The following is a 13,784-nucleotide window of genomic DNA, read 5'->3' as shown; positions in this document are numbered from 1 at the left end:
CTCCGTAAATCTTTTTTATTTCTTGTCGGGGGGGTTGGTTTTTTTTTACATCCCCCGGCGGCCCGGCCCCCCGTCCAACCCCCCCCCCCGTCCCCCCCGGGCGGCGCCCCCCGCCCCCGGCGCGCCCCCCCGTCCACGGCTGCCGGGCTTCGGCCAGGTGTCCGGGCCTATCCCCCGGAGGCGACCTGATCCTGTGCGCGGACGCGCAGGAGAAAGGCGACCCAGCTGCGGTAGGGGCGCCAGGAGTCGGCGATCGCGGCGAGCCGGGTGGTGTCGTCGGCCGCGTTGGCGTCGAGACCGTATGCCGCGGCCGTGGCCTGGTGGACGCGGGGCTCGGCCCGGGGGAAGACATCGGGGTGTCCGGCGCCCCGGATGAGGATCAGCTCGGCGGAGAACGGGCCGATGCCGGGCAGTTCCTTGAGGTCGGTGAGGGCGAACTCGGCGGGCTGGTCCCGGAGTTGGGTGGCGTCGAGCCGTCCGTCGAGGGCCGCGTCGGCGAGGGTGTGCAGGCGCTCGGTCTTGATATCCGTCAGACCGGGGATGTCGTTGATGCGCCGCAGCTGGGCCGGGGCGGGGAAGGCGTGCATCCGCCGGCCTGCGACGTGGACGGCCTGGCCGTGTTCCTCGGCGAGGCGGGCCTTGATGCGGGCGGCCTGGGTCCTGCGGATGCGGTTGCCGATGATCGTCCAGGCGGCGGCCTCGTACGGGGAGTGGAACAGCACCGGTCGCAGGCCCGGGAACTCCGCCTGGAGGCCGGCGACCACCGGGTCGGTACCCGCGAGGGCGGAGAAGCCGGTGGCGTCGACGTCGAGGGAGAGGATGCGAGCGATCTGGGCCCGTGCCGCTTCTGCCGCGGTGCTGCCTGCGGCGGGCTCGATGGCCTTGCCGTCGCCGTGGAGGGTGTATTCGGCGTGGACGGTTCCGGCGGCGCCGGCCGCCGCCTCCTTCTGCCGCAGCGCGCATCCGATGACGGACTCGCCGTCGTCGGCGGGGAAGGCCAGCCGGAGCACTCCGTCGGGGGCGTGGTCGTAGGAGGCGGGGGTGAAGCCCTCCAGGAACCGGGTCGATGCGGCCAGCGAGAAGGGGCCCTTGGGCGTGAAGGAGGCGGCGGGCACGGTCAGCGCGCCTGGTGGACGGTCAGGACGTAGCCCTCGGGTCCGGCGAAGGAGAACATCGGGCCGAAGGGGCTGTCCGTGACCGGGGTGAGGATCTTGACGCCGTTCGCGGTGAGCTGCTCGTGGAAGGCCTGGGTGTCGGGAGTGGAGAACCACAGTGCGACGCCGAGGCCGGGACGGCCGGCGTCCAGGTCGGTACCGGGCAGCGGGTCGCGTACGGCGAGCGGGACCGGCTTGGTGTCGAAGACGACCGCGCCGGGAGGCGAGGCGGGGTTACGGGTCAGGCCGAGGTTCTTCTCGCAGAACTCGGCGGCGGCCCGCAGGTCACGGACCTGCAGGGCGATGAAGTCAGGGCCATCGATGCCGACGGGCATGCTGTTCTCCTTGCTCAATGTCAGGACTTTGACATACTCGACGTTAGACCCCGACCCCTGAGGTGTCAAAATATGGGCATGAAGGACAGTTCTCATCCGCAGGCCACCCCGCCTCACCCTGCCGAGGATGTGCTCGACCACCTGGGGTATCGCCTCAAGCGCGCCCATGCCGCCCTGCGCGGCGCCATGGACCAGGCCCTGCGCGAGCACGGGCTGACCGTCCCGCAGTACGCCTGCCTGGAGGTTCTCGCCGCACGTCCCGGCCTGTCCAACGCGGAGCTCGCCCGCGCCACCTTCGTCACCCGCCAGTCGATGAACGTGGTCCTGCGCGGACTCCAGGACGCGGGGCTGCTCACCCGGCCCGCCACTGTCGAGGCAGGCCGCGCCCGCCCCGCCTCTCTCACCGACGAAGGGCGCCGCAGGCTGAACGCGGCCCAGGGAGCCGTCTACGCCATCGAGGCCCGCATGATCGAGACGATTCCCGGCGAACGTCTGAGCCGGCTCCTCGAAGAGCTCGACGGGATGGCGCGCGCACTCAAGGACTGATCATCGGCGCACCGGCCCCCACCCCGGCACGCACAGCTCGTACGGATCGAAAAACACTCCCTCCTACGGCGCCACTGTGTAGCACCCCGTAGCGCCCGTGCGCGGCTAACGGGCGTCGGCCACCCGGGCGTTGTGGGCCCGCAGGGTCAGGGCCGCAGCCTCCAGGCGGGGCACCGCGAGACCGAAGCCATGGGCCCGGTCGATCAGGTCTCCGAGGACGTTCTCGACCTCGGTCGGCCGGCCCGCGACGAGTTCGCGCGACAGCGACGAGGTCGTCGGCGACTCCGCGGCGGTCACCAGTGCCCGGAGTCCCTTGAGTTCGTCCTCGCCCAGCGGATGTCCCGCCGCCGTGGCGACCGAGGCCGCCTCCTCAAGGGTCCCCGCCGCGAAGATCGCGCCGTCCTTCGCGGCTACGGCCGCACCGATCGTGCCCCGCACCAGCGAGGTGACCGCGCCGATCGTCGCGATCATCACCCACTTCGACCACATCGCGTCGACGATGTCCTCGGGCACCGTCACGGTGAAGTCCGGTGCGGACAGGGCCTCCGTCACCGCCGTGACCCGGTCGGAAGCCGAACCGTCGAGTTCACCGACCTGGATCCGGCCGCCCGGGGCGAACTGGCGGATGTCGCCGTTCGGGTCGAGCTGCGTGACGACTTTCAGTACGCCCCCGAGAACCGCACCGCCGAACCGCTCGGTGAGCGCGTCCACGTGCGCCATCCCGTTGAGGAACGGCACGAGCGCCGTCCCTTCCCCGACGCCGGGCACGATGTCGCCCATGACCGAGGGCAGGGCTGCGGGCTTGACGGCGAGCAGGATGAGGCCGTACGGCCCGGCCAGACCCCCGGCGCCGACACAGCTGACCTCGATGGACTCGACCTGCCTGCCATCAACGATGCGCAGCCCCCGCTCACGCAGCTCAGCGGCCCGTCGGGCCCGGACGAGAAAGTCCACCTCCCGCCCGGCCCGTACCAGCCGCCCACCCACGAACCCGCCTACGGCACCCGCTCCGACCACCAGAATCCTCATCGCATTCCCTCTTCGATCAACGGCATGACGGACAGTCGACCCTGCAACGCGAATCCTCTCCTCGTCGATGCCGCAGGCCTGGGAGATCCGGGAACCGTGTCCTCGGCCCGTGACCGGGCGCGTCGGTGCGGCCATGAGGATCTGGTTTCCATCTGTGGTCAGCGTCTACACATGTGGACGGTTGGAGGTTAGGCTGCTGCCGCGATCCCTCGCACACCGACGGCTCCCCCCGTCGTATCCACTGGAGGTCTCAGGGTGCGCGATCCACTGGTCAACGAGATCCACGCGGTCAACGAGCCGCACCGGATCCAGGAGGTGCGGATCACGCCCGTCGCGTTCCGTGATCCGCCGCTGCTCAACACCGTTGGTGTCCATGAGCCGTTCGCGCTGCGCGCCGTTGTCGAGGTCGTCACCGAGTCCGGGTTGCTCGGGCTCGGTGAGACCTACGGTGACCTGGCTCATCTTGAACGGCTGCGGCTCGCGGCGGCCGAACTGACCGGGGTCGACGTATGGCACGTCCAGGAGATCGCCCGCCGGATCGCGGTGGCTCTGGCCGCCGACACCGGAACGGGCGGGCACGGCATGAGCGGGATGGTCACCGGCAGCAGAACCGTCGACCGGGTGCTGTCGCCGTTCGAGGTGGCGTGTCTCGACATCCAGGGCAAGGCGCTCGGACGGCCGGTGAGCGACCTGCTGGGCGGAGCCGTCCGGGATCGTGTCGACTACAGCGCGTACCTCTTCTACAAGTGGGCGGGGCATCCGGGGGCCGAGCCCGACGAGTGGGGGGCAGCCCTCGATCCGGACCAACTGGTCGCGCAGGCACGGCGGATGATCGAGGCGTACGGCTTCACCGCGATCAAGCTCAAGGGCGGCGTCTGTCCGCCCGAGGAGGAGATCGAGGCGATCAAGGCGCTGCGCGCGGCCTTTCCCGATCACCCGCTGCGTATCGACCCCAACGCCGCCTGGAGCGTGGAGACTTCGATCCGGGTCGGCAAGGAACTCGCCGGAGTGATCGAGTACCTGGAGGACCCGACCACCGGGATCGAGGGGATGGCCGGGGTCGCGCGTGAGGTTCCGATGCCGCTCGCGACCAACATGTGTGTGGTCGCCTTCGACCAGGTCAAGCCCGCCGTCGCGCAGGACGCGGTGCAGGTGATCCTCTCCGACCACCATTTCTGGGGCGGTCTGGGCCGCTCCCGCTCGCTCGCCGGTATCTGCGACACCTTCGGGCTCGGTCTTTCGATGCACTCCAACTCGCATCTGGGCATCAGCCTCGCGGCGATGACCCATCTCGCCGCGAGCACACCCAACCTCACCTACACATGCGACACGCACTGGCCGTGGAAGAGCCCCGACGAGGACGTCGTCGTGCCCGGTGCGCTGACCTTCCGGAACGGATCGGTGGCGGTACCGACCGCGCCGGGGCTGGGGGTCGAACTCGACCGCGACGCCCTGGCCAGGCTGCACGAGCAGTACCTCGCGTGCGGGATACGTCAGCGCGACGACACCGGGTACTACCGCCGTACCACCGAACCGGACTTCGACCCGACCGCCCCGCGATGGTGACCGCGGGGCCCGCCGCGCCCCGGAGGACCGCGGGCCGGACGGCCGGGCGTGAGGCGTCATGAGGATCGCCCTGACCGACCCCATCCTCACCCGGTTCTCCGACGAACTGACCCGCGGCGGCACGGACGGTCACGACTGGGAGTTCCTCGCGGACCTGCCGGACGCCGACGTCGTACGGCGCCTGCCAACCGCCGACGTACTGGTGGCCTCCCGGCTGACCGCCCCCGCGGCCCAGGCCGCCCGCCGACTGCGGCTGGTGCATGTCACCGGCGCGGGCTACGACCGGATCGCGATCGACGCGCTGCCTCCCGGGACCGTCGTGTGCAACACCTTCCATCACGGCCCTTCCATCGCGGAACACGTGGTGATGACCACGCTGATGCTCTCCCGCCGGGTGCCGCGCGCCGACCGGCTGATGCGTGAGGGGACCTGGGAGTCGGTCGCCGTGGATCCCGGCGTCACCCTGGGCACGACGCTCGCGGGCCGTACGGTCGGAGTCGTCGGACTGGGTGAGATCGGCGGGCAGGTGGTGCGGGCGGCGACCGCGCTGGGCATGCGGGCCCGTGCCGTACGACGCGATCCGCGGGCGCCGGTCCCGGGTGACCTGCGGCTGGACCGGGTGGACGGTGAGGACGGGCTGGACGACCTGCTGGCGGGCTCGGACGTCGTCGTCCTGACCGTGCCGCTGTCGGCGGCGACGACCGGACTGATCGGAGCCGCGCAGCTCGCGAGGATGCGCCCGGACGCCCTGCTCATCAACGTGGCGCGCGGTCCCCTCGTCCAGGAGGACGCGCTGTTCGACGCGCTGGCCGCGCGGCGGATCGGCGGCGCGGGGCTGGACGTGTGGTGGAGCCATCCCAAGGACGGCACCGGTGCGCACGGCTACACCCGCCCCTTCCATACGCTCGACAACGTCGTGATGACGCCTCACCACTCCGGTCACACCCAGGAGACCTTCGCCAACCGGGCGCGGGAGATCGCCGACAACATCGGCCGGCTCGCCAGGGGCGAGCCGCTGACGAACGTGGTGCGCGGCGGGCGCTGAGCCCGCGTACTCGCGGCTCACGGCCGGGCCGGTCAGGCGACCGGCCGGCCGCTCCCGCGACAGGTCGGCCGGTCAGGCGATCGGCTGGCCGACAGGCCCCGCGATCAGACGAACTGACGCGCCGTCAGGAGTACGGCTCCGGTCAGCGCGAGCACCGTCGCGACCGCTCTGGCCCGCCCCACGTTCAGCTTGTCGGACAGTGGGCGCGCCAGCAGTACGCCGCAGGCCGCGGCGGGGGTCAGCAGGACCGTGTGGCGCAGACTGTCGGTGTGCACCGCGCCCACGGCCGCGAGCGCGACCAGGCTCATCAGCGAACCGGCCAGGAAGAACCCGCTCATCGTGGAGCGCAGCTCCGGCCCCTTCATACGCTGCCAGACCAGCGCCATCGGGGGGCCTCCGATGGAGGTCGCCGTACCCATCAGTCCGGACGCCATCCCCGCCAGCACCACGGCACGCCGGGTCGGCGTCGGCCGGAAGCCGCGCACGCTCGCGACGACACCCACCACGACCACACCGGCGACACAGAGCGCCAGCCACCGCGCGGGCAGCAGGGCCACCAGTGCCGCGCCCGCGATCACGCCCGGCACCCGGCCTAGCAGTGCCCACCCCGCTCCCCGGAGGTTCACATGCGCCCGGTCCAGCAGCAGGACCGAGCCCGTGACGGCGGTGGAGAGCAGCAGCACCACGGGCACGAGCGCGGGCGCGACCAGTGCGATCACGGGAGCGGCGAGCAGCCCGAGGCCGAATCCGATCGACACCTGGAAGACGGTGCCGATCAGAACGACCGCGCAGAGCAGGGCGAATACCGGCAGGCTCACTTGCCCGCCGTCGCGGTGCCTGCCGCCGCTCCCCCGCCGCCGCCCGCGGACCCGATGCTCAACGGCTCGGCGCTCAGCGGGAAGTGGCACAGCCCCTCGTGCCGCTCCGGACCCGCCCCCGGGCGTCCGCCCGCGGGCCGCTTACCAACCGCCGCGCCGTCACGCGCGCGTACCGGTGGGGCGTGCTCCGCGCACCGGTCGGCCGCCTGCCAGCAGCGGGTACGGAACCGGCAGCCCGACGGCGGGTCGAGCGGCGAGGGAATCTCCCCGCTCAGCAGAATGCGGTCGGCGCGTGGCCCGGCACCGGAGACATCCAGCGCCGGAGCCGCCGACATGAGCGCGGCGGTGTACGGGTGCACGGGGCGGTCGAAGACGTCCTCGGTGGGGCCGTGTTCGATGACCTTGCCCAGGTACATCACGGACACCCGGTCCGCGACATGCCGGACCACCGACAGGTCGTGGGAGATGAACACGTAGGAGACGTCGAGCCGTTGCTGGAGGTCGGAGAGGAGATTGAGCACCTGCGCCTGCACCGACAGGTCCAGCGCGGAGACAGGTTCGTCGCACACGATCAGATCGGGATCGAGGGCCAACGCGCGTGCGATGCCCAGCCGTTGGCGCTGGCCGCCGGAGAACTCGTTGGGGTATCGGAAGGCGTCGGCCGCCCGCAGCCCGACGAGGTCGAGCAGTTCGCGTACGCGGGTCTCCCGCGCCCGCGCGGTGGGTGCCACGTCCCGGTGGGTGCGCCACGGCTCGCCGATGATGTCGGCGGCCGGCATCCGGGCGTTGAGCGAGGCGAAGGGGTCCTGGAACACCATCTGCACCCGGCGGCGCCAGGCCAGCAGATCCTGCTTCCGCAGGGCGAACGGGTCGGTCCCGTCGAAGCGCACGGTCCCCGAGTCCGGCCGCTCCAGCAGGAGCAGGACCCGGGCGAGCGTGGACTTGCCGCAGCCGGACTCGCCCACCACACCGAGCGTCTCGCCCCGGCCGAGGCGCAGATCGACGCCGTCCAGCGCGGTCAGTCTGTTGTGGCCCGCGGCATTGCGCGGGACCTTGAACGACTTGGTCACGCCGGTGACTTCCAGCAGCGGCGCGGACGTTCCGCCGCTGTCCGGCCGACTCGGGGCGGTCGTCCCGGAGGTGTTCTTCTCAGACACGGGTGAGCTCCTCGGAGAAGTGGCAGGCGACCGCGCGGCCCGCCTCGTCGTCGGTCAGGAGAGGGGGACGTACCTCGGCGCAGCGTTCCCTGGCCAGCGGGCACCGTTCCTGGAAGACGCATCCCGCCGGCACCGCGCTCAGCTCGGGCGGACTGCCGGGCACGGCGGGCAACGGGCCGCCCCGCTCGGCGTGTTCCGGTACGGAGTCGAGAAGGCCCTTGGTGTAGGGGTGACGTGGATTCGCGAACACCTCACGGACCGGGCCGGTCTCCACCACGTTGCCCGCGTACATGACGGCGACGTCGTCGGCGCGTTCGGAGACGACGGCGAGGTCATGGGTGATCAGCAGGACCGCCATGTCACGCTCGGCCTGGAGATCCCGCAGCAACCGCATGATCTGCGCCTGGACGGTGACGTCGAGGGCGGTCGTCGGTTCGTCGGCTATCAGTACGTCGGGGCCGAGCGCGACGGCCATCGCGATGAGCAGCCTCTGGCGCATACCGCCGGAGAACTGGTGCGGGTAGGAACGCGCGCGGGCGCGGGGCTCGGGGATGCCGACGGTCTCCATGAGCTCGATCGCCTTCTCCCTCGCCTGGCGCCGGGAGAGACCGCGATGGATACGGAACGGCTCGCCGAGCTGTCTGCCCACGGTCTGGACGGGATTCATGGCGGTGAGCGCGTCCTGGAAGACCAGTGAGAGCACGGGTCCGGCGAGCCGCTTGCGCGCGGATGCGCCGAGCCGCAGTACGTCGGTGCCACCGACCCGGACCGCTCCGCCGGCTACGTCGGCGACGGGTTCCAGCAGGCCGGCGATCGTCTGCGCGGTCATCGACTTGCCGCAGCCGGACTCGCCGAGCAGCGCGAGGGTGCGTCCCTTGTCCAGGGTGAAGCTGACGGTGTCCAGGGCGCGGACGGTGCCGGAGGGCGTACGCAGGTCGACGCTGAGTCCCTCGACCTCCAGCGCCCGGCGGCTTCCGTCGTCGTCGGCGACCGCGGGTCCGGGACGGGCCGCCCCGGTCGCGCCGGGTGCGTCGGGCGTCTCGGGCGTCTTCGCCGTACGCGCGGCCGACGGCTCCGTACCGTCGCTCGCGGCCGGCCGCCGACGCTTCTTCCTCGGCAGCGTCAGACGCCAGCGCTGCGCCGGGTCGGTGGCGAGCCGTACCCACGCGGCCAGCACCGTGGCCGACACGGTGGTCAGAACGATGGCGAGTCCGGGCAGTATCGCGATCCACCAGGCCGTCTGCAGATACTGGCGCCCCTGGGCGACCATCAGTCCCCAGCTGATCTCCGGCGGCTGAATGCCGATGCCCAGGAAGCTCAGTGACGACTCGGTCAGCATGACGAAGCAGAAGTCGAGCGTGGCGACCGTGAGCAGCGTCGGCAGGGCGATCGGCAGGATGTGCCGGTAGATCGTCGGCCAGGTGCCCGCGCCGAACGTCCGTGCCGCGTCGACGAAGAGACGGCTCCTGAGTTCGGCGCCCTCGGCGCGCGCGGTCCGCAGATAGACCGGGATCCGGGCGAGCGCGAGGATCAGCACGATGTTCGTGGCGCTGGGCGCGAAGACGTAGAGCACGACGACCGCGAGCAGCAGGGAGGGAAAGCTGAGGATCACGTCCGCGACCCGCATCGCGGCGTTCTCCCGCCAACCACCGCGGTAGCTGGCCCACATACCGATCGCGGATCCGATCACCAGTGAGCACACCACCGCGGGCAGCGCGACGGACAGCGTCGTCGCGGCGGCCTCGACGAGCCGCGCCAGCACGCTGCGGCCGAGCACGTCCGTGCCGAGCAGTCCGTAGAAGCCGTGGTCGAAGGAGGGCGGGCGCAGCGAGGCGTCCAGGTTCTGGCGTCCTGCGTGGTCGCCGATGACCAGGGGGCCGAACAGCGCGACCAGGAACACCAGCCCGAGCAGTACGGCGGCGACGGCCGCGACCCGGTCCTTGCCGAGCAGGGTCCACCAGCGTGGTGGGCGGGTGTGGGGCGTGGCGGCGGTACCGGTCGGCGGGCCGGCGGTGGCGGTGACGTTGGCGGTCATGGTAGCTCCTTCGCTCACGCCGGTACGGGCTGCCGTACGCGCGGGTCGAGCAGCGCGTAGCAGACGTCGATGAGGATGTTCAGGGCGAAGATCGTCAGGGCCGTCAGCAGGACGGCCGCCTGGAGTACGGCGAAGTCCCGCTGGAGAATCGAGTCGATCATGAGCTTGCCGATGCCCGGCCAGCCGAAGATCGTCTCGACGACCACCGCACCGTTGACGAGGCCGATCGTGAGGTCGCCCGCGACGGTGAGGGCGGGCGTGGTCGCGTTGCGCAGCGCGTGCCCGAACACCACGCGCTTCTCGCTCGCGCCCTTGCCCCGGGCCACCTTGACGTACGGCGCGGACAGCGCGGCCACCATGGCTCCCCGCACCACCTGGACCAGAACGCCGAACGGCCGGATCAGCAGGGTGGCGATGGGCAGCACCCATACCTCCGGCCCGCCGGAGACGCCGGAGGTGGGCAGCAGCGCCAGGTTGACGCCGAAGATCAGTACTCCGGTGATGGCGAACCAGAAGTCCGGGATGCTGGCCGCTGCCATCGCCAGGAAGCTGGCGATCCGGTCGGCGACGGAGTTGGGCCGGTACGCGGCGACGCTCCCGATCAGGACGGCGCCCAGCGCGGCGATCACCATGGTGACGGCGGCGAGTTGGAGCGTGGCGGGGAACGCGGTGAGCGCCATGTCGGCGGCCGACTGCCCGGTGCGCAGCGACGTACCGAAGTCGAGCCGCACCACCTGGCCGAGATAGTCCAGGAGTTGGGCGCCGATCGACTGGTCGAAGCCGTGCGCGGCGGAGAACGCGGCGCGTTGGTCGGGCGTCGCGCTCAGCGGCAGATAGAGGTTGACCGGATTGCCGGTCAGCCGGGCCAGGCAGAAGACGCCGAACACCACGAAGACCAGGGGGATCGCGCTCGATATGATCCGTTTACGCAGGAAGGTCGTCATCTCATCGGCCCTTTCCCTCGGCGGGGGCGACCTCGGCCAGTCGCAGTTCGTCGCCGGTGGCGGAGTTCGGTTTGTAGCGCACCGACGACGCCAGACCGAGCAGTCCGCGCATGTGCGCGAGATGGACGTACTGCGCGACGGCCTTGTTCTGGTACGCGATGACCTCGGCGAACGCCTTCTGGCGCTTGTCGCCGGACAGGGCGGTCGCCGCCGCGACCCGCCGGTCCAACTCGGGTGTTCCGAAGGTCGATTGGGGGCTTTCGCTGAGCAGGTACTGGCTGGCGGTGAACGCCGCGTCGCCCGCCTGGTTGCCGTGCATGATCAGCAGCGCGATCGGGCCGACGTTCTCGGGGAGGGGCCGCAGTTGGTACTGGAGGTGCGCGGCGGTGTCGGCCATCAGGATCTTGACGTTCAGCCCCACCTGGGCCATCTGGTACTGGAGCGCCTCGGCCGTCTCGGCGACGCGGGGGAACTGCCCGTTGCGCGCGACCAGGGTGATCTTCCGGTCGACCGGTACGCCGTCGGCCTTCGCCGCCTTCACGAGGGCGCGGGCGGCCCCGGGGTCGGGCACGGTCGGGGTGAGGTCGCTGTTGAATCCCACCACGCCCCTGGGGACGAGTTGCGCGGCGGGCGTGCCGAGTTCGCCGAAGAGGGTCCTGGAGATGGCCTGCCGGTCGATGGCCATGTCGATCGCCTTGCGGACCCGGATGTCGTCGAGCGGGGCCTCGCGTCCGTCGAGCCGTAGCGCCGTGGTCTCGTTGTTCGGATAGGCGACCGAGTTCTCCTCGGTGGCGTCCTTGGGGTCGAGGGCGGTCGCGATGTCGGCCTCGCCCTTGGTGATCATCGCGGCGCGTACGCTCGGTTCGGACCGCCATACGTAGCGGGCGCGGGCGTACGCGGGAGCTTCTCCCCAGTACGTGTCGTTGCGGTCGAGCGTGATGGACACGCCGGTCTGCCAGCCGCCGATGGCGTAGGGGCCGGTGCCTATCGGCTTTCTGACCTTGGCCTCGGTGCTGGTCGTGTGCGGAACGATCTCGATGAAGCTCAGCCGCAGGGGAAGGATCGGGTCCGGCTTCGCGGTGGTGACCGTCAGTCGGGTGGCGCTCGTGGCCCGTACGTCGACTCCGTCGTCGTCGAAGACGTAGCCGTCCACGTTGCAGGCGAGGTCGGAGTTGACCGCGCGGTCGATGGAGAACGCGGCGTCCTTCGCCGTGAACTTCTGCCCGTTCTGGAAGGTGACACCGGGTCGGGTGTCGAGGCTCCAGGTGGTGGGCGCCGTCTGGCGCCAGCCTGTCGCGAGCAGCGGTCGGAGCTCACCGGAGGTGGGGTCCCGCTCGATGAGCGGTTCGGTGACGTTGGAGCGGACGACGACGCCGGTCGAGGCGAGTGACGACTCGCAGGGTTCGAGGGTCGGCGGCTCCTGATCGAGCACGATGCGCAGGGTGTTGCCGCCGGCCGCGCCGACCTCGCCTCCGGTGTCGCTGTTCGCGACGGTGCACGCGCTGGTGAACAGCAGCCCCGCGGCGGCGAGTCCGGCGACGAGGGCGGTACCGCCTCTACCGCGGTCGGGCCGCCGTGCAAGAGGCTGGGGAAGACGCGAGGGATGAGGCGGGTCGTGCGGGTCGGAAAGCTGGGCTGACGGACGTACGGAAGACAGCATCGTCTCTCCGATGGGCTGAGTGGGTACTACAGGAGGCGCGGAGCCAGCGGGAGTTGTCTATAAATGCGAACGCAGTTTGCATTTATAGACGGAACCGTAGGCTTGCCCTATGGGGCCGTCAAGAGGTGCGACAAGAGACCCTCAGAAGCGTCAGAACCGGCCGCTTTGAGCTCCCGCACCGCGCTGAGCATGGGATTGATGCTTTCGCTCCCCCGCTCGTGGTGGGTTTCCACGACGCTCCGGACCCCGGTCGGCCGAGTCTGCCGGGCTCCACGGGGGCGGGTCCAGGCGGTTTTCGATCCGGGCCCGTGTTCGACAGGTTGGCCTGAGGCACTTACGCTCCGGGCAGTTCCCTCGACCTTGGAGCACCACCATGACGCTGTACGCCCCGGAGCCACCGCGGTCCGTCTCCCCCGCCCCGCACGACGGAACCGTCCTTCAACTCGCCCCGCTGCCCGCCTCACTTGAGTCCTCTCTCGCGGAGCACCACCGCACGGTGCGACTGGCCGAGCTGCCCGATCCAGCCGGCTATCTGCGGGACCACGGCGACGAGGTGGTGGCGGTCATGACCCGGGCACGGACCGGGGTCTCGCACGACCTCATGGACGCGCTGCCCCGGCTCGGGGCGATCGTCAACTTCGGTGTCGGCTACGAGACGACGGACGTCTCCTATGCCCACGCGCGCGGGATCGAGGTGAGCAACACCCCCGACGTGCTGACCGATTGCGTGGCGGACCTCGCCGTGGGCGGCCTGATCGACGTGATGCGCCGGCTCTCCGCCGCCGACCGTTACGTACGTCGTGGCGAATGGGTTCCCGGCGGCTTCCCCCTCACCACCAAGGTCAGCGGAAAGCGCGTCGGCATTCTCGGCCTCGGCCGGATCGGCCGCGCCATCGCGAGGCGGCTCCAAGGGTTCGACGTCGAGCTGAGCTACCACTCGCGTACCGCCGCGGACGACGTGCCGTACCGGTACGCCGAATCGCCGCACGCCCTCGCCGCCGGCGCCGATGTGCTCGTGGTCGCGGCCGCCGGGGGCGACGGCACCCGGGGTCTGGTCTCCGCCGAAGTGCTCGAAGCGCTCGGGCCGCAGGGCTATCTGGTCAATATCGCGCGGGGCAGTGTCATCGACGAACCGGCGCTGGTCGCCGCCCTCGTGTCGGGCGGGATCGCCGGGGCGGCCCTCGATGTCTTCGCCGACGAACCGCGTGTCCCGGAAGCCCTGATGGGACTCGACTCCGTGGTGCTCCTGCCGCACATCGCCAGTGGTACGCACGAGACGCGCGAGGCGATGGCGGAACTCGCCTTCCGGAACCTCCGGCAGTTCATGACCGAGGGCACCCTGGTCACTCCCGTACCGGGCGCGTGACGCGCGGCGAGACGCACGGCGTGACGCGTCGGCAGCACGCGGAGGGAGCCGGCGAGGTTCTTGTCAGGGTGCGTTCAACTCGATAGGACTGTCCGCGTGGGTGATCACCCGAACTCCCTCGCGGGGTCC

The 13,784-nt window shown here is 70.9% G+C and carries 12 protein-coding genes; 4 read left to right on the top strand and 8 right to left on the bottom strand.

The features are described from left to right. Nucleotides 1-167: 167 nt before the first annotated feature. Together ACFWV8_RS03935 and ACFWV8_RS03930 are read right to left on the bottom strand one after the other, a co-directional pair. Nucleotides 168-1,115 carry a DNA-3-methyladenine glycosylase family protein gene (locus tag ACFWV8_RS03935; protein ID WP_384197737.1) on the bottom strand — a complete coding sequence of 316 codons (948 nt, stop codon included), beginning with the start codon at nucleotides 1,113-1,115 and terminating at the stop codon, nucleotides 168-170. A gap of 2 nt (nucleotides 1,116-1,117) precedes the next feature. Beyond that, the gene (locus ACFWV8_RS03930; RefSeq protein WP_384197735.1) at nucleotides 1,118-1,489 is read right to left on the bottom strand and encodes a VOC family protein; all 372 of its coding nucleotides are present in this window, start codon (nucleotides 1,487-1,489) and stop codon (nucleotides 1,118-1,120) included. A 78-nt stretch (nucleotides 1,490-1,567) separates the two neighbouring features. Between ACFWV8_RS03930 and ACFWV8_RS03925 the strand changes: the two genes are divergently transcribed. Beyond that, the gene (locus tag ACFWV8_RS03925; RefSeq protein ID WP_384197733.1) at nucleotides 1,568-2,035 is read left to right on the top strand and encodes a MarR family winged helix-turn-helix transcriptional regulator; all 468 of its coding nucleotides are present in this window, start codon (nucleotides 1,568-1,570) and stop codon (nucleotides 2,033-2,035) included. 105 nt (nucleotides 2,036-2,140) lie between these two features. Here ACFWV8_RS03925 and ACFWV8_RS03920 read toward each other — a convergent pair whose 3' ends face one another. Beyond that, entirely contained in the window at nucleotides 2,141-3,064 is a 924-nt protein-coding gene (locus ACFWV8_RS03920; protein WP_384197731.1) for a ketopantoate reductase family protein, read from the bottom strand. Nucleotides 3,065-3,319: 255 nt separating this feature from the next. On the opposite strand from ACFWV8_RS03920, the gene ACFWV8_RS03915 reads away from it, so the two are divergent. Then, a complete protein-coding gene (locus tag ACFWV8_RS03915) occupies nucleotides 3,320-4,630 on the top strand; it encodes a glucarate dehydratase family protein (protein WP_384197730.1) in 1,311 nt (436 codons plus the stop codon). A 58-nt stretch (nucleotides 4,631-4,688) separates the two neighbouring features. Next, nucleotides 4,689-5,675 carry a 2-hydroxyacid dehydrogenase gene (locus ACFWV8_RS03910; protein ID WP_384197728.1) on the top strand — a complete coding sequence of 329 codons (987 nt, stop codon included), beginning with the start codon at nucleotides 4,689-4,691 and terminating at the stop codon, nucleotides 5,673-5,675. A 104-nt stretch (nucleotides 5,676-5,779) separates the two neighbouring features. On the opposite strand, the gene ACFWV8_RS03905 is transcribed toward ACFWV8_RS03910, so the two are convergent. The 5 genes from ACFWV8_RS03905 to ACFWV8_RS03885 are packed head-to-tail and all read right to left on the bottom strand — an operon-like array spanning nucleotide 5,780 to nucleotide 12,289. Next, nucleotides 5,780-6,493: a sulfite exporter TauE/SafE family protein gene (locus ACFWV8_RS03905; RefSeq protein WP_384197726.1), complete on the bottom strand. Its 714-nt coding sequence runs from the start codon at nucleotides 6,491-6,493 to the stop codon at nucleotides 5,780-5,782. Continuing rightward, nucleotides 6,490-7,650 (bottom strand): ABC transporter ATP-binding protein, encoded by a 1,161-nt coding sequence (locus ACFWV8_RS03900; RefSeq protein WP_384197724.1) that lies wholly within the window; start codon nucleotides 7,648-7,650, stop codon nucleotides 6,490-6,492. Before ACFWV8_RS03900 ends, ACFWV8_RS03905 begins: the two co-directional genes overlap by 4 nt. Next, on the bottom strand, nucleotides 7,643-9,685 hold the full coding sequence (locus ACFWV8_RS03895; protein WP_384197722.1) for a dipeptide/oligopeptide/nickel ABC transporter permease/ATP-binding protein: 2,043 nt from the start codon (nucleotides 9,683-9,685) through the stop codon (nucleotides 7,643-7,645). Before ACFWV8_RS03895 ends, ACFWV8_RS03900 begins: the two co-directional genes overlap by 8 nt. Before the next feature lie 14 nt (nucleotides 9,686-9,699). Further along, on the bottom strand, nucleotides 9,700-10,629 hold the full coding sequence (locus tag ACFWV8_RS03890; RefSeq protein ID WP_384197720.1) for an ABC transporter permease: 930 nt from the start codon (nucleotides 10,627-10,629) through the stop codon (nucleotides 9,700-9,702). 1 nt (nucleotide 10,630) lies between these two features. Beyond that, entirely contained in the window at nucleotides 10,631-12,289 is a 1,659-nt protein-coding gene (locus ACFWV8_RS03885) for an ABC transporter substrate-binding protein (RefSeq protein WP_384197718.1), read from the bottom strand. Between the two features lie 373 nt (nucleotides 12,290-12,662). On the opposite strand from ACFWV8_RS03885, the gene ACFWV8_RS03880 reads away from it, so the two are divergent. Further along, entirely contained in the window at nucleotides 12,663-13,655 is a 993-nt protein-coding gene (locus tag ACFWV8_RS03880) for a 2-hydroxyacid dehydrogenase (protein ID WP_384197716.1), read from the top strand. The last annotated feature ends 129 nt before the right edge of the window (nucleotides 13,656-13,784 follow it).

This window comes from Streptomyces sp. NPDC058665, assembly GCF_042714995.1.
Classification (GTDB): Bacteria; Actinomycetota; Actinomycetes; order Streptomycetales; family Streptomycetaceae; genus Streptomyces.
The sequence above is the reverse complement of the archived record's forward strand: the minus strand, read 5'-3'. Positions and strand labels throughout refer to the sequence as shown.